This is a genomic window from Paenibacillus sp. J5 (genome assembly GCF_054955055.1).
On the sequence record NZ_JBUEDD010000002.1, the window covers coordinates 598032 to 622056 of the forward strand.

The following is a 24025-nucleotide window of genomic DNA, read 5'->3' on the forward strand; positions in this document are numbered from 1 at the left end:
AGCATGAACCGATCGCTTCAAACTGCCGAGCCGCTTGGCTCTGCCAAGCCGTCCAGTGCCTCTTATACGATTAAAGCCTCCATTGTACTGCCACCCGATACGAATCATCACGGCACCATCTTCGGCGGCAAACTGATGGCCTATATTGATGATGTAGCCACCATTGCCGCTACTCGTCATGCGCGGCGGCCAGTCGTTACAGCGTCCACCGATTCTGTCGACTTTCTGCACCCTGTTAAAAAGGGAGATGCGGTCTGCTTGTCCGCCTTCGTTACATGGACGCATCATACCTCCATGGAAATCTTCGTGCGGGTCGTGACCGAGGACCTGCTGACTGGAGAACGCAAAGTATGCGCCACCTCCTTCCTCACCTTCGTCGCTCTCGACGACTCGGGTCGTCCGGCTGTCGTGCCAGGAGTATACCCGGAGACGAAGGAAGAACGACGCTTGTATGAGACAGCCCCAGACCGCAAGGCAGCGCGCAAGATCAGGCGGCAAGAAAGCCGGCAATTCGCAGCGTATTTCGGAGCCGACTACCGGCTTGGCCAAACCCCGCGCTCCAACCTGCTCCAGCTCGTTGCCGAGGATAAGCATGAGCATGAACAGCCTCAGCTTAACAGCTACGCATCTGGCTGGGAGGCAGAATGGTAACCTGCTGACTGTCTCGGTTACTCATGTATAACAACAGCGGCCGGGAATAGCAATCCTTGCCGCTGCTCCCATCCAATCCATTCTGATCCAATCGCCAGTTGCCCCTCTATGCTCTCTATGCGCGGCGGGCACAGCAGGCAGGCGTCTTCCCCTGCCACCACCATGCCACAGGCACACTAACTTCCACAGCCTCGATGACCTTGCTTATTCCTCTACGTCCTCCACTTGCGAGAAGCGTTGACTTCAATCCTGTCTATCTCTCATGTTCGCCTGCCAGATCGCCCTGAGCAGCTATGTTGCTCGCAGCCTTCACTATACAGGAACGGTTGGACCCTTTCTGTGATCCAGCTTACATTTTCATGCTTTTCTACTCAAGCGTGCACGTGACATGCTCACAAGTAGGGAGCAGTATGTACAGAACCTGCTTATCCATGTTACATATTTTTACATATCTCTATGTTCAGTCTATGAATACCAATCTCAGTTGTTGAAAAGCGTCTATTTTGGCATTATGATAGATTTGAATATAGCAGATCATACAAAAAGGAGTGTAGAACGGATGATGCAGTCTAGAGCTGCTGGGGGGTCCTCCTTCACTGTGGACGACTATGATCGGAAAATTATGTCTGTCCTGAGCACCAACGGAAGAATTTCTTACACGGACCTGGCCAAAGAAATCGGCCTCTCCCGTGTAGCCGTGCAAGCCCGAATCAACACTCTTATCGAGCAGGGGGTCATTGAGCACTTTACAGCCGTCATCCATCCCGAAAAAATCGGATTACAGGTGTCAGCGTTTTTCAATGTAGAAGTTGAGCCTAGATTTCTACAGGAGGTCGCCAGTCAATTAGCCGAGAATTCTGCGATCACCAGCCTCTACCATATGACCGGGCCGAGCAAGCTTCACATGCACGGACTATTTGCAGACAATGAGGCGATGGAGAGCTTTTTAAAGGAGCAGCTATATGCGATGCCAGGCATTCGCAGCGTCGATTGTCAGGTGCTTATTACGCGGTACAAAAGTCGCATGGGGATGCGTCTATAGGCTTTGATAAGGAGGGAGCCCGCTCCCTCCTTTGTATGAGGCGCCTTACCTTATGACCTTTATTATGACAATATTTAAAAATCACTTTCTTTATTGTGCAATTTAATAAAATAATAAGTATAATAAGGTAGATGCCTATCTGAAGACAAATGAAGGGAGCTTATTTATGTCTGACAAGTTGTTCAACATTTTCTATCAATCACACATTGGCTCTTGGGCAATCCTGGTGCTGGTGTTCCTGATCACCTTCCTGCTCGCCAAGAGCGGCAAGGAGAGAGGAGCCAAGATTGTCGGCATGGTGCTGCGTCTGTTCTACGTCATCATGCTCGTCTCCGGCGGAGGGATGCTGTTTGGACTCTCCTTCCCTCTAATGTACATTATCAAGGCTGTACTGGCTGTAGTTATGATCGGCATGATGGAAGCGATCATCGGACGCACCAAGCGCAGGGAAAGCACAGGCGTATTTTGGGGCGTAATGCTCGTGCTGCTCGTGCTTATCGTGCTTATGGGCTACGGTGTTATCTCCTTCTAGCCCGCCGCTTGGCGGACAAGCATGAGGCCTTCTGAAGGCTAGGTGTGTTCTTCAAAAGTCCGCACCACAACAAGGGAGCACCCTGGCTTAGTCAGCCGGGATGCTCCCTGTTTCGTTCCGTGTAATTATCAGCTATCCGCCTGCTGCTGACATTCTCCGCACATACCGTAGATTTCAAAGCGATGATTCATAATCTTGAAGCTTCCCGGCAGATCCATCTCCTGCTTCATTGGGCAGTAATCAAAGGTGAAGGTCTTCTCGCATTCCAGGCAGATCAGATGGTGATGATGATGCTTGAAGCAGCTCCCCTTGAATTTCAAGCCGCCCTCCATGAAATAGAACTGCTCCAGCGCCCCCATCTCGCTCAGCATTCGCAAGTTCCGGTACACCGTATCAAAGCTGACGCCCGGATATTTATCCTTCATCAGATCATACACGTCCTTAGGGGAGAGGAAGCCCTCCGCATCGGCAAAAATCTTGGCAAGCGTGCGCCGCTGGTCGGTAATTCTCCAACCGCTGCGGGACATTACAGCGATCATATCTTCTACTTTATCGCTCGTTGTCATCTTTATTCCCTCATTTAACTAGTGTCGTTAATTCTTATTGTCGATAAACCCGAACGAATTGTCAAGTGAGGCTGACTACCCGTCTCCAGCGCCACAACGGACTGCCGTTAGACGTAAGACTCTCTACGATTCTGTGAAGGGTTCACAGCGCTGTTGCGGAGCTGAGTCAACTTTTGTACAATGAAGTAGAATTATAGACCTATAACTTCATTCATCGTTGGAGGATGACGCAAGATGAACTGTCCGGTGTGCGACAATGTGACTATGCATGAGATGGAAAAAGACGAAATTCAGTATGGCGTGTGTCCCTCCTGCCGGGGGATATGGCTAGCGCGTGAGTACGTCGAGGCACTGCTCGCTGAGCTGCGCGAGATGGACGAGCCGTTCACCCAATGGCAGGCGGAGCAGGAGCAGCGCCACAAGACGATAACAACAACCGCCAAGCCCCTCGGCTACCGCCAAACCTCATACGATCACGGAGCATATAGAAACAACTATAGTAACGAGTATATTAGCAGATATGCCGGCAGCGGCAAAAAAAACGCCATTCACACGATTAGCGCGCTGTTTGAATAATGTCGCATCTTCCGTCTACCCGGCAAGCCCGGGCACTGACGCCTCCGAGCAGCAGCGGCTAAGGCCTGAGCCGAGGCTGGAACTGAGGGGAACACCGTCAGAACCGGATCAGCTACTCCCCAGCAGATGACTGTTTAAGCAAATGATAGATATAGTCTACGGAGTGCAGCGCATAGACCTTAGCTCGAATGTCCTGCCGCTCCAGTACGACCAGACAGGGGACACTGGCAATCTGCCATTCGCTGCGCAGCTCGGGCGCGAAATGAATGTTCAGCTTATACAGCGGCAGCGCCGCGGATGTCGCCTGGATAACCTCCAGCATCCGCTCCGCCAGCTTGCAGGTTCCGCATAGCGGCGTATAGAACAGCACCGCCTCCGTTCCCTGCATCGCATGGAGCCGCTGGCGTAGCTGCTGTTCTGTGATTTCTTGTAAGGGCATGAGGTCTCTCTCCGATCTGTCCATTCATTTGTTATTCTATTATAAAGGAGTTTGCTCTATATGTCGTCTTCACGTAAAGAGTTGGAGCAACAGATCATCCAAAGCTATCAGCAGGATGAACAGATGATGATTCTGGTGTTTGCCCAATGGTGTGTCAATCAGGATCTGGACCCCAAGGAGCTATATAGCCGTGCCTACCCTAGTCAGCCTGCTAACCCGAGACTTCAGCAGGCGCTGGAGCAGACGGTGCCCAAGGAGGAGGCTGGACCGATCCCCGATGAGACTCTTCTTGGCGTGCTTGCCTTGTACGGCAACGAAGATCTGGCCTTCGTGGTTACAGAGGAGATCGCCAAGCGGCAAGCCAACAGGCCGTTGTAGCGGCTTCGGCATGGATACTTCACAAGGGTAAGCGGCTGTCGATATCTTGATCAGTAAGCGATGAACATTGAATAAGGGCAGCCCCGCAGACATCTCTGTCATCCGGGGCTGCCCTTCTATTCATGCTCAATGTCAATCACCGAGCGCCTGCGTAATATCTAGCTTGCCAGCTTGGCCAGCTTCACAGCTACAACGGCTGCCATCTCGCGGGTTACCTGCTCGCGTGGCGCAAAGCGTCCATTATAACCGGTCATAATTCCCTGCTCATAGACCGCCTGGATAGCTGCCTCAGCATCCTGGTAGAACTGAGCGCTATCTGCAAACGCCGCAGCAGCTTGTGAAGGCTGCAGCTTGAATGCGCGAGCAATCATGATCGCCATCTCCTGACGGCTGATCGTCTGCTCCGGCATGAACCGTGTGCTCGTTACCCCTTGCAGGTAACCCAGCTCCTTCGCCTTCATCACCGCTCCGTAATACCAGCTTCCAGGCTGCACATCTGCGAAGATTGGCTGCATATCTGCAGATGCAGCCGTGTTATGCCCTCCAAGCTTGATCAGCAACGCGGCAAATTCGGCGCGAGTCATCGCTTGCTGCGGCGCAAAACGCAGCTCCTTCGCACTGACGCCACTCATCACGCCCTGCTCCAGCGCCTCGTAGACAGCCGCTGACGCCCAGGCAGAGATGCTCGCATCGTCCACATATCGCGCAGCAGGCTGCGCCACGCCATCTTTGTCTGTCATCACATAGAGGCCAGGCTGCCCGGAGACATAGCGCTGGTAAGCTGCGAGCGCCTGCAGCGCCTGCTCCGTCGCGATCTCATTGGACGGCTCGCCCTTCTTATGCGCGAAGCCGCCATCGCTATTGCGATAGGACAACAGGGCATCCAGCGCATCTTTGCCGGACTTCACAAACATTCCGTCCTTCGGATTCATACCGAGTGCCGTCAGCGCAATAATGACTTGAGCAGCACTCTCGCTGTTCTCATCCTTCAGCGATTGGAAGCCACCGCTTGCTAGCTGCTGCTTCGCCAACCACTGCAATGCTTTGTCGATGGCTGCTTTCACCTCAGCCCGGCTCTGATACGGCGCAAGTGCTGTCAGCACCATCGCGGTCACATCGACATCCGAGTCATTGCCCTCGCTTAATGTATAGCCGCCATCGTCTTGCTGCTGGCTGATCAGTACGCCAATCAGCTTGTCGCGGCTCCACTTGGCAGAGGAGTTGGTCTCATAGCTGCCGCTATCCAGCGTCAACAATGCGAAGGCAGGGCCATTGGGGCCTTGATTCATCATTCTCTCATGGTTGTAGATCGCTTCGATCAGATTATAGCCGCCAAAGCTCTCAGGGCGGCCACCTGCAGCCCGGATGCTCAGCGCCAGCCGCTCCAGCTCTGTGACCTTGCTGAACTTCCCTTGCTGCTCTGCAACAAGCTGAGCCGTGTCGGTCAGATACGCTGCTGGCACCGCCTGACCTGAACGGGCCAGCGCGAATGCTTCCCAATCGGTCAACTGCTCGCCAGACAGAATATAGCGTGCGGCAGCCGCGATCTGCGTGGAGACGTCCACCGCATGAGCCGGCTTGCTGCTCACCTTGCTGCGATCAACGACCGCATACCATGTGAAATGATCGGTCTTTCCCGTCACCTGGCCTGTCTTCACATCGACCACGGTTGGCACCGGAATCCATTGCCCTGTCTGTTCATTCAGCCATACCATGACCAGTTGCTCAGGCTGCTTCGTCTGCACAGGCACCTGGATCGTAATCGTCACCGGCGTCTGGAATACCGTACCGGCCGGCGTGAAGCGATACAGGCCGGATACGAGCTCCGGACGGGTGCTTGGCTGCTCGGTCACGCTAATCGTCACGCTCTTCGACAAGCCGCCCGCTGGCACAGCCAGCTTCACTTCTCCCTGCGAGTCAGACAGCACCGCCTCCACATTCGGACTGAATGACTTGCTGATGCTCACTTCGTTGCTCTGCAGCTTCTTGGCGAGCTGCTCCGCTTCCACTGCGCTCATCGGCTGCGAGGCGTGAAGCACTGCCGTTGTTCCCGATGTCTTGTCAAGCGGCTGCTGGTTGCTTGCAGGCAGGCTAATCTGCTTGAAGCCTTCAGCTACCGTCGTTGGCTTGCTGCTATTGTCTGTCCCACCCGTCGTACCGGTGGTACTTCCAGTCGATGGGTACGAGCCGTCAATCGACGTCGTCTGATCACAGGTCGTTCCGTTCAGCGTATAGCACCAGGAAATGGTGTCATTCGCCTTCACCTTGTAGGAGCCCGCACTCTGATTCGGGTAGCTTCCGTTCACCGCATATTTCCAGCCACTGCTAGGATAGCGATCCGAGAATGCTTCGGAGAGTCCGTCAATGCTGCGCACGTAGAGCGAATCGCCTGTGCCGCTCGCTACGTGCGCAATCCCCTTATCGCCCAGCAGTCTCGCCAGCACGCTATAAGCGGTATCGTTCGCTGCCAGCTTCACCGATGTGCTGCTGACAATCGTTCCCTTCTTGCTATGCCCTTGCACTGCAACCGTCACCTTGTCCTCCGTCGGCTGTACGCCCCCGGAGCCCGACTCTTGAATGACGAGTGTCTGCTCGGCGCGGACGAGTGCAGGCGGCGCTTGCTCCACATTGTGCTTCACCTCAAGCACATAGCTGCCCTTGGCAAGGCCGCTGAATGAAGCAACGCCATTGGCGTTGGTTACCGCCTGCTTGCCGCCGACCGTAACCGTTGCCCCTTCTGCCTTGCTGGTTACAAACTTCCACGCATTCCAATCCCAATGCTGCTTGCTGACCGTCACCGTGAAGGACGACCCGGCCACTGGCTGCGAAGGGCTGACCTCGATAACCGGCAGCTCCGTCTGGTCGCCACCATAGAATACGACGACCTCATCGCTGTTGAGCAGGTCATACTCCCCGATGCCTACGCTTGGCCAATCCCACTGGCCGCCCCGCTTGACAGCGAAGCTCCAGCCGTCATAGCCGCCATACGTGCCGCCGGACAAGCCGTCAATAGCTTGAATGTAGCTGCCATACTGACTGTCCTTGACGACGGAGGAGACTCCCTTTTGCTCCAGTACCGCCAGCAGACCCTCAAGAGGGCTGAAGGCTGTGGCTTCACCGGATGCGAGCTTGCCCTGCGGCCCTTCGATCCGGTATGCATTGGTCGTCTTCGTGAGCGTGCTCACCTTGAAGGAGGACTCATGGCGCACAATATTAGGCAGCTTGTTCTCGGCGTAGCTGCTCACCACCAGCGCATAGCTGTCGCCCGAAGGCAGACCCGCGAACTGGGCGATGCCGCTGTCATCGGTAACCGCAGTCAGCGTGCCGGCTTTCACCTGCACTCCGGCAGCCGGACTAATGACGCTCTCGCTCTGGTTCGTCTCGTTGTTCCAGGATGATGCCCACTTGCTGACCAGCACCTTGAACGGCTGACCGGCCTTCGGCTGAGCTGGTATAACCGTCGCCGACTGAACGAACGGTGTGCCGTAATCGCCGTAGTACAGCAAGAATTGATCGTTTTCCTGCGGCTGGAAGTCCCCCATACCGACATCTGGCATGATCCAGCTTCCATTGCGTTTGACGGCGAAGTTCCAGCCCTCCCACTCATGGATGACCTGTCCATTCGCCAGCCCATTAATGGATGTAATTATGCTGCCGAATGGATAGCTTGTGACGAGATAAGGAATGTCCTTGCTCTCCAGCAATTGCTTGACAGCCTCCAGCGCATTTTTGCCTGTCGCTGCCCCGCTGGCAATCTCTCCGTCCAGCCCTTCAATCCGGTACTGGCTCGTAACGGCAACCTGGCCGTCCACCTTGAGCGTTGCTGTGCTGCGCACGACTGTCGGCATCCAGTCCGCCACATAGCCACTGATCACAACCGGGTAGTCCCCAGCAGGCAAGCCCTTCACCTGCGCAACACCCTGTGCGTCCGTCGTGACAGCTACCGATCCAATCTCGACTTTTGCTCCAGCTACCGGCTTCTCGGCTTCGGCGCCTATCGAGTCTGTTCCGAACTCCAGCACCTTGCCGAGTACCTTGACTGTGAACGGCTCCCCATCCTGTGGCAGCACGGGATCGGTCGTGAAGGAGCTGACCACTGGCGCTGTCATATCAGCATAGTATACCGTGACCTTGTCCCCTTGCTCCAGCTTGAAGGTGCTCATCCCCTCCATAGGGAGAATGAGCTGCCCGGAGCGTTCCACGACAAACATCCAGCCGTTAAAGCCCTGATAGCCTTCCTTGGTGTAGGAGCCGTTGGCAATGTTATGAATTGAAACAAAGAATGTGTTGTCGCTGGACAGCGTGTACGCGATAGAGCGCTGCTGAAGCAGCGTCTCCAGCGCCTGCTGTGCTGTAGTGGCGCTCACCTCTCCAGACGCAAGCAACGCTTGCGGCCCCTCGACAAACAGGCTAACGCTCTGCTTCGTTGGAGCCTCCGTTGCTGTATAACGATACAGCGCGCCCTCGTCCTTCGTGAATAACTGGTACGCTACCAATGCCTGCAGTGCCTGCTCGGTTGCAAGCGCATTGGAGCTGCCGCCTGACAGATGCGCGAAGCTGCCGTCCTGCTGCTGATAGGACAGCAGTTGCTCGATCAGATTCGCTCCATTTTGGACAAATGACTCATCTGTCGGATCGATGCCGTAAGCGGTCAAGCCGATAATCAGTTGCGATACGCTCTCGCTGCTCGTCCGCGACGCCTTCTTCAGCCAAGCAACTGTCCGCTCTGCTGCCGTAGCCGCGTCCGGCTGATCCTTGTAGGATGATAGTGCCGTCAGCGCCATCGCCGACATATCGATGCTGCCAAAGGAACCATCGCTATCCTGGCTGGCCATGATCTGCTCCAGCAGCTTCGCCCGGCTCAGGTTCGCATCATCAGCCACCTTATAGTCCAGAGAATCGTAGGCAAGCAACGCGTAAATCGCTCCGTTGACAACGCCTGGCTTCTGTCCTGTGTATAAGCTTTGGATCAGGTTATGACCCTCGATATTGGTTGCATCCAGACCGATTGCTCCCGCCGCTAATGTCAGTCGGGCATAGTCGGTTAGCGCAGGCGTGCTGTTATACACATTGGCTACAGCAGCCGCGAAGCCAGAGGTGTATGCAGCCGGAAGCGACTTACCTGCTCGGCTCAGGCCGATGGCCTGCCAGTCGGAAATTTGATTTTGCTTCAATACGTATGCACTCACCTGGGCAATAGCGGCCTCCGCCTTGGAGGCCGTATTGCTCGCATCGGCCGCATAAGCGCGTGCCGGATAAGTGAGCGGCGAGATCAACGCAGCGCATACTACCCAGATGAGCAGTAGAGCAGCCGCTGATTTTCGACTCCATTGAATGGTCATGTTGTTCTTCCTTTCCCGTCCGTAGTTACTTCAATCGAATCATTCCGTTCTTTATCATAAAGCGAGCAGGCGGGATTGTCCAGAACTATCCACTAGCTCGTTATGGCTCAAGTGACTGACACCTCTCCTAACCCATGCATACAAAAAGGCAGCCCTACCATCCTGAAGGATGTCAAGGCTGCCCTGTCTAGAATTTACATACATACTAACAACGATTGCTCGCCCTTATCCGGTCAGCGAGCCTGTAGAGTGCTGCCAAATCATGCCTCCCCTGCTCTTCAAACCGTCTGACCGCCTCCTCCACATCTACCAGCTCAACGGAGGATACCTGCTCTCCATCCGGTGGATTCAGCGGGCTTCCACTTAGCTGAACTTCTCCATAGCCTACCAGTCTAACAAATTCCGGGTGCGGGATATGAGGACGATAGGGAGTCTGTGCCTGCGAACGGCAATTGAACTGTCCAAAGACCTTGTAGGACAGCAGCTCTGCGCCAATCTCCTCCTGCGCCTCGCGCTGCAAGGCCGCCATGAAGCGCTCACCCGGCTCCAACGTGCCGCCAGGCAGCTCCCACCTGCCGTCTGCCAGTTGAATCATGACATAATGATCGCCAACCAGCGGGATCAGACTCACATTGCTGATTCGTCTATCATCGCAATTGTAATCCAGGGTGAAGAGAGCCTCGATCTGTCCCCAGTGAATGGGCGCCTGCAATACAGGCGGAACCTCCACTTGCCGCTGCGCCCCCCGTGGCTGCTGTTCTGTCTCCGTCAATTGCCCTAGCATGCGCTTTATCTCCTCCAGATCAGCCTTCATCTCTCTTTGCCTCATTACTAAGCTACAGGTCATTCCAAACCAGACAGCCGCAATCAGCACAAGTCCCCAAGATCCGAGCAGCCAGATTAGCAGCAAGCTGCCGATGATTGCAGCTATCGCCCCAACTACTGTCAACAGACTCACTCCTTCTGACGCACCCCATATGCTTCGTGCTTTTCTGCTTCCTATCTTGCTTTCATAAAATCAATCGTACCAATATAATATCCGACCGTAATAAATACAGTGCACCAGATGATAGCCCCAAAGCCGGCAAACAATAGATATTTCCGTGTCTCGATTCCGGTAACGCCAGCCAAGTAGCATGTCAAATGCCTCACTCCTGGCACATAGTAGCCGAAGACCACCGTCCAGATGCCGTACTTTTGGAACCAGCCCTCCACCTTGGCAAGTCGCTTAGGCGTCAGCTTTAACCATTTGCCGTATTTCCAGAGCAGGGGCTTTCCAAGCTTCTTGCCGACAAAATAACTGAAGCTCATGCCAAACATCGCTCCCAGGAATGCCACCAGCACCGCCACACTATATAGAAGCACCCCCTGCGAGCATAAATACCCTACGAAGGTCATCAGTACCTCATCAGGGATCGGCAGGCCAATAATACCAAGAGACAATAATAAAAAGATAGCGATGTAGCCGTATTGTGTTATAAACTCTTGCAAATTTTCCATCTCTTGCTCTCCACCTGACTTAATTTTCCGACCTGTCCATTATAACGCATTCCCCACCAATCTGTTAACTCTAGTATACGAGTACGCGGGCAGGAAAGCTATCTCACGCTCAGGGGTCGCGCGGGATCGCGCCCCCCTGAGCGCAATAGCAAGTAGGAACAGACAACAAACTGGTCGCAGGAGAGCAGGAAATGGTCACCTCATCGGTTAATATCTGCGATGAATGCGAATGACCTCCCCCCAATGTCCGACGATGCGAATCTCCACCGCAGCCGATCTGAACACGCCATTGCTATAGGCCACCTTGAACAGGAAGGTATAGGCTCCATCCGGCAGCCCTTCCAGCGGCACCTTCGCTTCCTTACTTCCAATATAGCCCTTCCATGCTCCAATGGCAGATATGCCGGACTGTTCCTTCAGCTCTGCATTCCCGATTCCAGCCGCTTCCACACTCACCTTCATGGCTCGGGTATGACTGCCTCCGCTTGCGTCCGTAAGGGTCGGATAAGCCGTCAGTACAAATCCCTCTCCTGCCCAGAACGTATCTTCCCCCCGCTCTGCTTTCGGATTCGCCTTGTTCCAATTGTGCCGGTACGTCTCCCACTCCGGTGTATGCGACACCTGAGCCGTCAGTCCCAGCGGCAGCACCTCGAGCGTGCCCGTGGCATCCGTTTCGTTCGGCGCCCCCTTGGCATCGGTCACACGGAGTCTGACCTGGTACTTCCCTGTTCGCTGATCCGTTACGTTGCCGGGAATCGAGAGATTCTCACTTGTATCGGTTTGGCGATACCCGCCGGGTCCCGTGATTGTCCACTGGTACGTCAGCTCATCACCATCCGGGTCGGTCGAGTCGTTCATGCATTCCACACGATCCCCTTCATAAGCCGGGTTGGGGGTACAGACGAAATGAGCAACCGGCGGCCGATTGGTCTCCACGTAGAAAAATTTCCGTTCGCTCCACTCGCCCCATTCAATGCCGTCATGCACCCGAACCTGAATGTACAGCTTCACTTGTTCAGGCAGATCAACGCTCGGTATCCACTTTCCGCTGGCACCGATACGCTCTCCACTATCCAGCAGCAGCACACCGCCATACTTGTAGATTCGCACCTGATACTGTGTCTGCTTATCCGCCTTGTCCGCATCCTGGAATGTCCACTCAAAGGTGGGGCGCAGCACATCGAATTTCGTCGGGCTGCTCTGATCGCTGCTCTCTGGAACCTGAATATCGGCCTGCGGCTTGCGGTTCACAACATATACCTGCTTGGTCATCTCCGCAGAGAGCCCCTGCGAGTCCTTCACGACTTGCCGAATCGCGAACGTGCCGATCGTGCTGAAGCTCCGTGTCCATGTGGTACGCGAGGCGCTTTGCAGACTTTCCGCCCCGTCTGCTGTGACGTTTCGCATGTAATAGGCGTGCTCCAGCGTCGTCCGGTCGCCATCCTCCACATCATAGGCTTGCGATGCGATGACGACATCCGTATCGCGGTAGGTCGTAATGGGTGTTGTCGTAAAGCCAGGTACAGGCGGCGTATTCGCCAGCGGTGCATCCAGCCAGATTTCTTGCTCATACCACTCCGACCAGGCGGCGTATTCATCCTTGACAGATAGCCGAACCGTGTACAGTCCCTTCTTGGTAGGTCTGCCCAGCTTGCTGTTATACGTCTTGCCGTCTGGGTCTATGTAGGCCCACTTATGGCCCGTAATGCCTCGCGTCTTGCAGTAGTCGATTCCGGTGTCCTCTTGGGAGCAGGTTCCTCCTGGCAGCCAGCGGTCCGGGTCATAGCTGCGATCGGTATACGTGAGTACAAAGTTGTCATCCTGCAAGATGGTGAACAGGGCAATTGGCTTGCGATGAACAATGAATGTCCTCGAATACGCATCTGAGCGCTGCATATAGGCAGCGAACACGCTTGAGCCGGGATACCTGTAGCCCTTGGGTGTCGGATTGTCCACCGCCGAATAGGAAATCATATACTGCCCGACCCTGTCCAATTCCAGCAGCGGCTCTGGGTACACTTTCTCGTGATGCTTGGATAGTCCTGAATGTCCATCCTTCGCATCAAGAAATTTATCCGGCTGGCTGTGAACATACCTCCATTCGTCCAACGGCTCCACCTGTGGATCGCCCTCCACATCCTCAAACATGGACGTATACGTCAGTTGCTCGCCTACAATTCCGACATCATGAATCTGGTTCTCGTCCATGATCGGAACGGCAATTTGCAGATTGCGGAATTTGGTTCCCGGGGCATTGAAGAAATAGCCGTAGCTGCCCTCCTTGAACGTCTTGTCTGTTACATCGAACAATGGCAGCCCTTCGGAACGAACCTTAATTTTATCCCCCCGTACCGATAATTTAATATGCAGGAATCGATCTCCCTGAACATTGATCGAGGCTGAACCGAGCGAGGTTCGCTTCCCGCCCACCATTTTCACCAGTTCGGCCTTGCTGTTCGTCAGCTCCAGCCTGTACATGTTCTGGTTGTCCCGGGCACGAAATGCAAAGCCTGACGGATGCGTGCTCACCGCCATCGACTGCTGAAATTCAAAGTTAAAGTCAGCATCGGCCATGACGGTATCCGTGTGGAGCACCTGTCCCAGCTCATCGGTATTGGTCTGGGCTGTGACCATGCCTTTGCTGCTGTACAGGGTTTGTTTCACATAGGATCTAGAAGTGTAATACGGAAATTTAGATTGACCTTCTTGTCTATAGCGCAGCTCCGTATACTTCTCGTCCAGTACAGCATAGAACTCGCCGTCGGCACCAAATCCATAATCCATAATTCCAAACTCACGGGTATCCGTATCTCCTCCCGAACAATTTCGTGTTCGATCCGGATATTGGCTAAAGGTGGTCACTGTCTTGACCAACTTCCCATATTTATCGACCACATGGATTTTGTTGAAGGAATCGACAATATAGGTGATGCCATCCTGAGAGGTGGCATATTTCATCTCTTTGTAGGTATATCTGGAGTAGGAGCTTCCTCCGTTCCATGGGCTGCAACTGCCGTCGCTCCAGCTATTTCTGAAGACCTTTTTGTCATACACCGTATAGGTAGTCGTCTGTCCACTCTGTTTGTTGTAGGATTCAAGCATCTCAGAGAGCGTCCTGGTGTCTGAGCTACTATCCCAGTCACTATCCTCCGTTACGTTAATCCTCTTAACCGTAACATTCTCATCTTCATAGACTACGTATTTCGTGGTGCTCCGGTAATTGCCTTTGCTGTTTTTATCCTGAATGGTTTCCGCATCCACATCACTGCCCTGGCTCAATTGCACTGGCTTAGCGACTACGGCGGTTACTGGCTTTAATGTCTTGATGTCGTACCACCTGGTTGCCCACTGGTAGCTGCTTCCGTATTGGACGAGTTCCTGGAATCCAATCTTCGTCCCGTCTTCATTCAGTACCACACCATTATTGCTTCCCCGCCCCACTCCAAACGGAACGTTGGTGATCGAGCTGGAGGAATAGGCGGCGGAATTCTCATACGTCCAGGACTTCTTCCCGTTCAGCTCCGTTCGAGTAAGGGCGCATTTCCACTTCACATCATCCGAATCCCAGTCATAATAACGGCAAGCCAGATCGTAGGTTCCTCCAAACACATCCTGGTACAAAAAGGCGCTGTACTCCGATAGCTCGGTTTTCTTCCATTGCTCGCCTGACCAGTACGGGGTGATCAGATCACTATTCGTCCTCAGTCTCTGATACGGGATAGAGCCAAAGACGCCTTGGCTTTGGCGGGAAGACCCGCTTGCCCCTTTGTGTAGGTATGGCGTATCGAATAACGGTTTTGAACTACCGATGTACGCCTCCTGCTTCGTTTCCGAGGTGATGGCACTATCGGCTGGCGGTGCCTTATAAGGTGATTTGCCATGGCGATTCGCCAGGCTGTTTGTTTTCACATCATAGGTCAAGTACAAATCGTTGAGCTTGCTTAATCCGCTTGGCTGTGTCACGCTCGATGTCGTCCACTCGTTCGTAAATAGAATGGAGGCCGGAATGACTTGGGAAATGTCAAATTGGGGCGGCTCCGGGCTTTCGCTGGAGAGCGAGAAGGCGGTTGTCGGCGCTTCATTGACGACCTCGACTTCATAAGTCGCCGTATCGCTTAATCCCCAATCCTCTTCAATATAGATCTGAAAGCGATATTTCCCTACCTTGTCAGGTGTGAATTTGTACGAACCCTTCACCCCAATCGGAAGCTTCTTCCCCGGCTCCTTCGTGAAGGCGCCGCTATGGTCTGCGTCGTACCAGATCGTAAGGTTGCTGACGACAATACCATCATTGTCTGGACTATAAGACTTGTTCAGCACATCGATCGAGCCTCTCAGCATCCTCTCTGGCAGCTCCAGCTTCGCGACAGGCGGCTTGTCTGGAACGACGTTAATTGCTGCCGTGGCCTTATCCTTGGGCAAGCTGCGCACACCTGCACTATCGGTTACCTCCAGCTCCACAATCTCGGTTCCTATCTGCGTGTACCTGTCCTTCTTGTTGGTCCAATGGTAGTCCCTAATGGTTTTTTGCAGCGCGGCTGTGCTGCCTTGACCATGGATTGCATCGGCCTTGATCGGTCGATTGACGATGACTTCCGCTGGCGCCACGATGCGAGGAATCGGATTGTTCGGTACCACCTTGATGCGTGCGACCGATGTCGCCTTGGCGCCGAATTCATCTCGCATACTGGCAGTAATCGCATAATCGCCCGGCGTATCCATCACAATATTGTGATAGCCGTCCATGTTTTTATGGTCTTCGTACACGGTCGGAATCTGCTTCAGGAACGGGCTGCTCGTACTGTCGAAGTCGAACCCGTCAAAATACGTTGAGTCTCCGTCGGGGTCATATGGTGTTGGTACACTCGGATCGTATATGTAGATCATATTCATGACCGTACCTTCGACAACTTCATAAATCGGAACCGTTGGTGCGAACGGATAGACAAAAGCAGCCTGAAAGACGGGCGGCCTGTTGTTCTTCGGACCCGCTACCTCCAGCGTCTTCGGCCCGACCCACTCCGAGATCCCGCAGCTTGTGGTGAGCTGGATATATACCTGATGTGTCCCGATCCCGATAATCCACGGGTAAGTGCTGTATGTATAGTTGGAGACGGTGCTCATGCCCTGTACTGCGCTGGTGACGACACGGCTTCCGTCCCGTTCAATACGGTACTTATGCGAGATATACGTACAGCCGGATACCGTAATTTTGGGGGTAAAGCTGAACGAATCTCGATAGCTGATATTGCTCGGATCGATTTTAAAATCTACAGTATATCTACCTGAATTATCGGATTTATTGTAAAAGAAGGTCACATATGCCGTCTTATTGGTGGTGGTTAGACTGACCGCGCGCGTATTATCGGTACTGTTCGTCACGGTGTTGCTGTAGCTGGTAAAGCTGAGGCTATAGCCTTGGATGTCACCGTAGCTATCTTTGGACTTGACCGTTCGGCTCGCTGGCAGACTGGCCACAACCTCGGATTCTTCCCCGGCTAACGTGTAGGTTCCGGTCGATCCAACTCGGTTCATGTGACGGATCTTGATCTCGCCGCTCCCTGGTGGCGGAGGTTCCTCCAGCTTGCTGTAATAGAAATGGATGCGATGGGTGTCATACTTGCCGTTGTAATAGATGTTCGGCGTTCCCTTCTTGATGTCCCCGGTCGGATCGCCCTCACTGCTCTCCTTATAGCCCTCGTATTTATAGTCTTTGTGACTTGAAGGTTTTTCCTCGTACATCTTGCCAATCACGATGTCCTTAGTGTCGGTAGGGAAGACAGAGGCCAGGCTTTTGCTGTCAGTCGTATAATGCTGGGTGATCATCCTCCCGTTCAGATGGAACTCGAAGACGACCGGGAAATAGTAACGATATACCTTTGTGCCGGGAGCACAGCGTTTTTGTTTCTTACCTTTTACAGTGACTTCTTCGCTGCAATAGGCGCTATTAGTCATATCTTGGTGGCGTCCAGTTGTAAGCTCGCCAGACAGGTTTACTGTAAAGGTGACCGTGCTGGTGCCTTTACCAGAAGAATTGGAGACTTGAGGATTGTTGACGGATTCGGAAAGAAATCGCTTAAAATCATCATAGTCTTGTCCTACCCTGGATTTGTTAAAGTAAAATTTATGATTCTCGTTAGTTGTATTAAATTTATATACTTTTACATCCGTCACTGACCTACCAGGAAACGAAAAGGTATACGTATGGAAGAGCAGGTCGGCAGGAACGGTGTCTCCAGGGCCAAAGCTGGTAAACTTTCCTTTGGTATTACTCCAGGCTTCATAATACATGAAGCCTACAGCATACCTCTTATTCGCTACGGGATAGGGTTGAATCGAAGCATTCCCGAATTCAGGGAATGCTTCGACTGTTTTTAGATGGTCTAGCAATGGAAGAAAGGGCGTGACCAACTGTAATGTAAAGATAAATAGCAGCACCAATGACAGTTTTGTTAATCTATGCTTCATTCATCTGCTACCTCCACTCATTTTTCATAGCAATCAGAGAATCTGAAGTTAAATTGAGACCGATATATTCAATCTCCTTCAGCCAGGTTGTTTCAATATCGTCGTAGTAATCAATCGGAATATACTCTAGAGTAGCTGTTTTTGTGTTCTCTCTCGTATAAGCTCCCTGAAAACGAAACTTGTCAGTACGAAGAAGGAAAAGTGCATTTGACATACTCCCCCTATAATTGGAAGAAAAACGAACGTAATCTTTCTGATCCGATCCCGTTGACTTGTCTAAACGATATACAATTCGACCATTTCCTATTAGTAAGGGGAAATCGCTCGTCTTCACTAATCTTATGGTTGTCTTCTTTTTTCCATTTAATTTAGGATTAGGACTGTCAATAGTCCAGACCAAATCATCAGCCGGATAATACTTCGCATACGGCTTCACATCCACCGGATCAATCACGTCCTCCAGCCTCGGCACCTCCTGGCTGCCAATCCACACATACTGATTCGCATGATCCCATTCGACTTTTACACCCAGCCCCTCGCTCACAGCACGCAGCGGCACCAGGGTACGGCCTCTGTCCACCATGGCTGGCTGTGCAAGCGTGACTGCTTTGCCGTTAAAAGACGCCTTCTTCGAGTCTCGTGTCAGCTTCAGCACCTTGTCCTCTTTGGTGATCGTGATGTCTTTACCGTTCAGTTGCAGCTTGGCGCCCATCTTCTCCGCTACGAATCGGATCGGCACCAGGACGCTGCCCTCCACCATTTTCGGAGGCACATCGAACTGAATACGCCGCGCATCATAGAGCACCTCCAAGGATACGTCGGTTTTAAATGTGACCAGCCCTTTTATATCCTTATTCCCACCCTCTAATACCGCAGCATCCGCAGGCGGCATTGCTGCTCCACCCCCACCAAGCAACACAGCCGCAGCGAGTACGAGCGCTCCCGTTGCTCTGCCCCCTCTTGCAATTAGCGATTCCTTCGATCCAGTTGCCCGTGTCCCTATCCATGTTTTCTTCATCACTTGATCCCCTCTCTGTACAATTCATTCCTAGCCCATCCGTGCCTGGCAGAGCAAAAAAAGCACAAGCAAACAAGGATCTCCTTGTAGGCCGGTGCTTCCGAAAACGCTAAAACATATCCTATTTACTAGTATATAAAAGTAATGCTATAAATTCAACCATTACTACATATTATTTTCTATTTTTCCTATGAACCAATTCTCATAGACTTTACCCTAAATGTTCTGTCCTCCAAACACTACAACGGCAGCAAGTTGAACATGACCAACGAACACAGCGAGTATATGAATATTAACGCCAAAGCACCCCCAAGTTTTCCTCCATATCCTGCGACATGGAAGCAAAGCTTGAAGGTGCTCTGAGTTCTCTTATTGCGGATCAGTTGCAACTGACCCAATGTCAAGAACGAGTAACAGATCTGTTCATCCTAACTGCCGCATGATTTATTCTTCGTCCACCAGGGCTACGTGCTCCCAATGTCCGCTCTTCTCGATCTTGCGCGCCTGCAGGGCGAATAGTCCAGCCGCCACCAGCAATGCCAGTGCCGTATAGCTTCCGAGAATGCCTGCTTGCTGCCATACGATGCTGTAATCTGTGCCGATCGAGATGATCTGGCGGAAACCGTTGATCGAATGTGTCATCGGCAGGAACGGGTGCAGCGCCTGGAAGAAGCCCGGCGTAAGCAGGCTTGGGAACGTGCCGCCGCTGCCGCCGATCTGCAGCAGCAACAGTAGAAAGGCAACGTAGAGTCCAACATTGTTCAGAGCAACAAACAACATGAACACAATCGAAAAGAATGTCAAACTGGTAATGAAGGTGAACAAATAGAACATCCACATCGATTGCACCTCAAGACCCAAGCCCAGCAGCAGCACACTGTCCACTAGAACCGAGGACAAGAAGCTGACGATAACGACCACACTCAGCTTGCTGAGGAACCATGGGTAGCCTCTACGCGGCCGGATGGCCGCTTCCTTGAGTGAATAAGCCGAAGCAAACATCATCGCTCCCGCATAGAGAGCTATGCTCAGGATATAGGGCGCCAAGCCGACGCCGTAGCTCGGAATCTCATGGAGCTTATGTCCCTCTAGCTCCGTTGGAGCGGCGAACATGTCATACGTCTCTTCATCCGCATGAACACCTGTCTGATCCGCCCCATCCTGTAGTGCGTTGTGCAGTTTGCCTGTGCCCTCCGCCAGGCTTTTTGCTCCATTGTGTAATGAGCCGGCTCCATCGGCCAATTGCCGCGAACCGGATTGCAATTGACCGGAGGCATTGCTCAGCTCCTTCATGCCGCCAACAAGCTGCTGTTGGCCGTTGATCAGCTTGTCCAGCCCGCTTACCAGACTTGTGCCGCCAGCGGCGAGCTTCCCTGTGCCTGCTTGCAGCGCTTGGCTTCCTTGCGATAGCTCGACTGCGCCAGCTTGTGCCGACTTCAGCTTGTCGCCAAGAGCGAGCAAGCCCTGCTCCAGTCCGCTGCCGCCGCTAACCAACTGCTGGGCTCCGCCAGATAGCTGCTGCTGCCCATCCGCGAGCTTGCCTGCGGCTGCCTCTAGCTGCTGCGCACCCTTCTGCAGCTCTCCAAGCGACGCAGATAGCTGCTTCAACTGTTCAGAGGCTCCGTCTTGTCCAGCGAGTGTACTCATCGCTTGCGCAAGCTCTGCCATTTTCCCGCTATAGGCTTCAAGCTGCTGTTTGAGCTGTGATGCTCCACTTGCTGACGACTTCAGGCCACTATCCAGCTTGCTGATGCCGTTATTCAGCTCTTGCGAGCCTCCGTGGAGCTTCTGCGCGCCCGCGCCTAGCTGCTGCAAGCCGTCTGCTAGCTTGGCGGAGCCCTCCTGAAGCTTCACTGCACCGCTGTTCACCCCTTGCAGACCATCGGATAATTGGGCTGCTCCGCTTCTGGCCTCCTTCAGACCGCTTTGCACACTGTCGGCCCCGGTTGACAGGTCGGAGACGCCCTTCTGCAGCTTAACCGTGCTTGACGCAAGCAGCTCCAGCTTATCATGAAGCTCCTTGGAGCCATCTTCGAGCTTGCGGCCGCCAGTATCAAGTTCTCCAGCAGCGTTGCTGGCCTTCTGGAAGCTCGAAGATATATCGCTCAGACTGTCGAACAGCGAGCGTGTATATTCCTTCGTCACCTCAGAATCAATTTGTTCATTGATTTTGACCATCGCAGCGTTGCTGATCTGCGACCCAGGATAGTTTTTGCCGGGGTTCGTATAATAATTAAGCTTCATTTTGATTGGCTTCTCGTCCATTACCGTCGTCGCATCCTTGGAGAAGTCGGCCGGAATCTCAATGACGAGGTAGTACGATTCATCCTCCAGCCCTTTGAGCGCACTCTCCTTGTCAGGAAATGACCACTTGAAGGTCTTATTATCCCCGAGCTGCTCTACAAATTTGCCGCCAATATCAAGCCGCTTGCCATGATAGTCGGCCCCTTGATCGAGATTAACGACAGCAACGGGAAGCTGCTCTGTATTACCATAGGGGTCCCAATATGCCGAAAGGAAGATCAGGCCGTAGAAGAAAGGAACAAACAGCAATCCGACAATCGTGATGATGGACATTGGCCGACTAAAAATTTTTTTCCATTCCGCTTTGAGCATATTCATTGAAACCATCCCCTGTTATGTTAGCTTAACATGCATAAATCGTAGCGTCTTTTATTCCCCCTGTATGAACGTAGAACTAAATTGTATTTTCGGTCATATAGAGAGAAAAAAATAAAACTTGCCCTGTATCTCTATGGCGGCGCACTAGCTCCCTCGCAGCACACCGCCCTCTTCTTGAGTGGGACACATCCTTAGAATGGCTCTTGTTGACTGACCCCATTCAAGAAATACAGCTCCATCAGATCTAATATTTGCTCATGAGTCAATGAATGACGACCCGGCTTATGATCCCATTCCCGAATCAATAACAAATACATCTTGACAAGCATAAATGCCGTCATCTCGGGATTGCTCGGCTTCAGCTCCCCGCGGGCCGTATACTCCTCCACCTTCGTCGTTACATATTGAATAATGGCTTCCTCGGTTTGCCGAATGCCCTCCATAGCCTCTGGCGTTCCCATATCGCGCACCTCATGCACTAACTGCGAAATGAGCGGATGATTGCTGCGATAGGCCAACACCCCCTGCAGGATCGCTCGCATATTGTCCCGAAAGGACAGCTCAGGGCGGTAAGCCTGCTGTGCCAGCTCCAGCATCTCGGTATTGAGCTTTACCATAATCTCTTGAAACAGCTCTTCCTTGCTCGAGAAGAAGGTGTAAATGGTACCTTTGCCTACTCTGGCAAGCTTCGCCACCTGATCCATGGTAGTTGCCTTATAGCCAAACAGCGAAATGGACTGCTGAGCTGCCTTCAAAATTTCCTGCTTGCGATCAATATCGGACATGGCATCTCTCACCTCATTTCATATATTGACCAAAATAACATTACAGTTCTCGGGTCATTGAATGAAATGATTATACCTCGATTTTCATGAAAAAATCAACTGCTATTTTCATATTCGGGTATGACAAAAAGCATAGCTCATAGATACAAGCGTGCTGTGCATAAGGTATAAACAAGAAGCCGAATTCAACTTAAGACGCATGGGCTGCCTTACTGAGGTCAGCAAATGAGGAGGAAGCAAAGTATGAAGCTTGCTACAACATCGGGGGATTACGTAATGGTCGTCATCTCTGCTGCCGCCATCAAGGAATTCGTCGCCATCGAATGGATCGGTTGTGAAATGATCTATAACGTGCTCGAAAAGCTATCTCATCATCATATCGTGGCGCTAGCCGGGTCCATTATGTTCAGTTTCGTGCTGAAGCAGGGACTGCGACTTGTGAGAAGTCGCAGACAGCCATGCTCATTGCACGCCTAATGACGCCAGGAGAACAGATCCACATTGCCGAGGAAGTAGCCCATAATTATGAAAACAGTGCTCCATAACAAGGCCCCTGCCCCTGCAAACAGCATATAGGTCCGGGCACGAACACCGCTAATTCCTGACAGGTAGCAAGTAAGATGCCTTACTCCGGGAATAAAATAACCAAACACGATGGTCCACAGACCATAACGATTGAACCACCTCTCTACCCTCTCAAGCCGCTTGGGCGTCAGCTTGACCCACCTGCCATAGCGCTGAATTAGCGGTCTTCCGAACTTTCGCCCGATCATGTAGCTAAGCAGCATGCCGCATAGCGCTCCGCTGAATGCAACAATCATCGCAAGAGGCAGCTTGAGTACGTAGAGTGAAGCCAGATAACCAACGAAGGTCATAAGAACCTCATCGGGCACCGGCAAGCCGACAATACCGAGCGCGAGCAGACAAAAAATCGCAGCATAACCGTAATGTGAGATGAGCTCCTGTGCCATTTGCATAAGCAGTTCTCCATTTCTTCTACTGAGACTAGCTTTAATGTATTATGAGCATTACGACTGCTTCTTGCCGGTATCGACTGCCCTAACCTCGATAATATCTAGTAGAAATACAAAGATAGGAATACCGATGATAAGCCCCCATACACCAAGATAATGCTCCGAGAACAGCAGCACGACAAAGGTATAGAAGATCGGAAGATGGGTCTTGGATGACATCAGCTTCGGATTCAGCACATACGCTTCAATGGTATGCAGGATAACGATGAGCACCAGCAGGTAGATGAGATAATTGAATCCGCCAATCGTGTAAGCAATCGTTGAAAGCGGCAGCAGCGAAATGAAGACACCCGCAACCGGGATCAGTCCGAGCAGGAATATAATGACGGCCAGACCTAGCAAATGCGGAAAGCCTAATATCCATAAGCCAACTGTCGTCAAAATCGAATTGATCAGGGAAATCAGAATTTGCGTTTCAATGACCTTGCCGAAGGTATGGATAAATTTCGATCCGAAATAGCCCAGCTCCTCAAACAGCCAGCCAAGCTTGCTTGTCTTGAACTGTGCGGTAAACTGCGTAACCTTTGTTTTCTCCAACAGGAAGAATAAGCTCAATATCAGTGCCAAAAACACCGTTAACGCCACATGACTAATCTTCACCACCAGATTGAAGCTGGGGCCGATCAGTTTATGAAAATCTACGGACTCCAGGTAGGTGAACACATACCGGGCAAAGTCCGTGTCCGGGGGATGCAGGTAGAACCGCTTAAAAAGCTTGTAAAGCTGCACAATCTGATCCCCAATAGGAGGAACAAGCTTGTAGAAGCCTATAATGATAAGCAGCAAAAGCACCATGTACATCAGTGGCAGGATGACTTTTGAAGGAACCGAGTAGAAACGGTCGAGCAGCTTCATAATATACATATGAAGGCTCCCCATCAAGAAGGTGAACAGCAATGTTAGCAGAACAAGATTCATCATGCCGCGGAGACTAAAAATCAGAAGACAAATAAGTGCTAAAATTAAAAAACGTTTGACATCCTTGTTAAGCAGCCAGCTCTTCAGGTCGAGCATTCTGATTCATCTTCCTTCGATTGAGATTCGCAAGCTACTACCCTCCCTTGGTTCCAGC

General features: G+C 52.3%; 17 protein-coding genes. 6 read left to right on the forward strand and 11 right to left on the reverse strand.

All coding sequences use genetic code 11. The features are described from left to right. Positions 1 to 3 precede the first annotated feature (3 nt). From ACY1JZ_RS05145 to ACY1JZ_RS05155, 3 genes are all read left to right on the forward strand, one after another. Positions 4 to 651 (forward strand): acyl-CoA thioesterase, encoded by a 648-nt coding sequence (locus ACY1JZ_RS05145; RefSeq protein WP_462628335.1) that lies wholly within the window; start codon positions 4 to 6, stop codon positions 649 to 651. A 562-nt stretch (positions 652 to 1213) separates the two neighbouring features. Then, complete coding sequence (chrS, locus tag ACY1JZ_RS05150; RefSeq protein ID WP_270172446.1) at positions 1214 to 1693, forward strand: chromate efflux transcriptional regulator ChrS; 480 nt, start codon at positions 1214 to 1216, stop codon at positions 1691 to 1693. Between the two features lie 166 nt (positions 1694 to 1859). Continuing rightward, positions 1860 to 2225 carry a DUF1516 family protein gene (locus ACY1JZ_RS05155; RefSeq protein WP_270170610.1) on the forward strand — a complete coding sequence of 122 codons (366 nt, stop codon included), beginning with the start codon at positions 1860 to 1862 and terminating at the stop codon, positions 2223 to 2225. 128 nt (positions 2226 to 2353) lie between these two features. Here the strand turns inward: ACY1JZ_RS05155 and ACY1JZ_RS05160 are convergent, their stop codons facing one another. Continuing rightward, positions 2354 to 2791, reverse strand: a complete 438-nt coding sequence (locus ACY1JZ_RS05160) for a Fur family transcriptional regulator (RefSeq protein WP_462628336.1) — start codon at positions 2789 to 2791, stop codon at positions 2354 to 2356. 234 nt (positions 2792 to 3025) lie between these two features. On the opposite strand from ACY1JZ_RS05160, the gene ACY1JZ_RS05165 reads away from it, so the two are divergent. Beyond that, entirely contained in the window at positions 3026 to 3367 is a 342-nt protein-coding gene (locus ACY1JZ_RS05165; protein ID WP_462628337.1) for a TFIIB-type zinc ribbon-containing protein, read from the forward strand. Positions 3368 to 3479: 112 nt separating this feature from the next. On the opposite strand, the gene ACY1JZ_RS05170 is transcribed toward ACY1JZ_RS05165, so the two are convergent. Further along, complete coding sequence (locus ACY1JZ_RS05170) at positions 3480 to 3806, reverse strand: thioredoxin family protein (protein WP_462628338.1); 327 nt, start codon at positions 3804 to 3806, stop codon at positions 3480 to 3482. A gap of 60 nt (positions 3807 to 3866) precedes the next feature. Here ACY1JZ_RS05170 and yxiS point away from each other — a divergent pair, with 60 nt between their 5' ends. After that, on the forward strand, positions 3867 to 4184 hold the full coding sequence (gene yxiS, locus ACY1JZ_RS05175) for a protein YxiS (RefSeq protein ID WP_462628339.1): 318 nt from the start codon (positions 3867 to 3869) through the stop codon (positions 4182 to 4184). Between the two features lie 158 nt (positions 4185 to 4342). Here yxiS and ACY1JZ_RS05180 read toward each other — a convergent pair whose 3' ends face one another. The 7 genes from ACY1JZ_RS05180 to ACY1JZ_RS05210 form a co-directional block, all read right to left on the reverse strand. Continuing rightward, on the reverse strand, positions 4343 to 9526 hold the full coding sequence (locus ACY1JZ_RS05180) for an S-layer homology domain-containing protein (RefSeq protein ID WP_462628340.1): 5184 nt from the start codon (positions 9524 to 9526) through the stop codon (positions 4343 to 4345). Positions 9527 to 9731: 205 nt separating this feature from the next. Continuing rightward, positions 9732 to 10475, reverse strand: coding sequence for an NUDIX hydrolase (locus ACY1JZ_RS05185; RefSeq protein WP_462628341.1), 744 nt, complete (start codon positions 10473 to 10475; stop codon positions 9732 to 9734). Positions 10476 to 10525: 50 nt separating this feature from the next. Then, the gene (locus ACY1JZ_RS05190; protein ID WP_462628342.1) at positions 10526 to 11026 is read right to left on the reverse strand and encodes a DedA family protein; all 501 of its coding nucleotides are present in this window, start codon (positions 11024 to 11026) and stop codon (positions 10526 to 10528) included. A gap of 207 nt (positions 11027 to 11233) precedes the next feature. Continuing rightward, on the reverse strand, positions 11234 to 17494 hold the full coding sequence (locus ACY1JZ_RS05195; protein WP_462628343.1) for a glycoside hydrolase family 78 protein: 6261 nt from the start codon (positions 17492 to 17494) through the stop codon (positions 11234 to 11236). A 7-nt stretch (positions 17495 to 17501) separates the two neighbouring features. Beyond that, on the reverse strand, positions 17502 to 18512 hold the full coding sequence (locus ACY1JZ_RS05200) for a copper amine oxidase N-terminal domain-containing protein (protein ID WP_462628344.1): 1011 nt from the start codon (positions 18510 to 18512) through the stop codon (positions 17502 to 17504). Between the two features lie 444 nt (positions 18513 to 18956). After that, on the reverse strand, positions 18957 to 21134 hold the full coding sequence (locus ACY1JZ_RS05205; protein ID WP_462628345.1) for a YhgE/Pip family protein: 2178 nt from the start codon (positions 21132 to 21134) through the stop codon (positions 18957 to 18959). 191 nt (positions 21135 to 21325) lie between these two features. Next, positions 21326 to 21919: a TetR/AcrR family transcriptional regulator gene (locus tag ACY1JZ_RS05210; protein ID WP_462628346.1), complete on the reverse strand. Its 594-nt coding sequence runs from the start codon at positions 21917 to 21919 to the stop codon at positions 21326 to 21328. Between the two features lie 243 nt (positions 21920 to 22162). Here ACY1JZ_RS05210 and ACY1JZ_RS05215 point away from each other — a divergent pair, with 243 nt between their 5' ends. Then, complete coding sequence (locus tag ACY1JZ_RS05215) at positions 22163 to 22396, forward strand: hypothetical protein (RefSeq protein WP_462628347.1); 234 nt, start codon at positions 22163 to 22165, stop codon at positions 22394 to 22396. On the opposite strand, the gene ACY1JZ_RS05220 is transcribed toward ACY1JZ_RS05215, so the two are convergent. Together ACY1JZ_RS05220 and ACY1JZ_RS05225 are read right to left on the reverse strand one after the other, a co-directional pair. Further along, a complete protein-coding gene (locus tag ACY1JZ_RS05220; protein ID WP_462628348.1) occupies positions 22393 to 22896 on the reverse strand; it encodes a DedA family protein in 504 nt (167 codons plus the stop codon). The genes ACY1JZ_RS05215 and ACY1JZ_RS05220 overlap by 4 nt on opposite strands. Before the next feature lie 51 nt (positions 22897 to 22947). Further along, on the reverse strand, positions 22948 to 23967 hold the full coding sequence (locus ACY1JZ_RS05225; RefSeq protein WP_500862382.1) for an AI-2E family transporter: 1020 nt from the start codon (positions 23965 to 23967) through the stop codon (positions 22948 to 22950). Between the last annotated feature and the right edge of the window lie 58 nt (positions 23968 to 24025).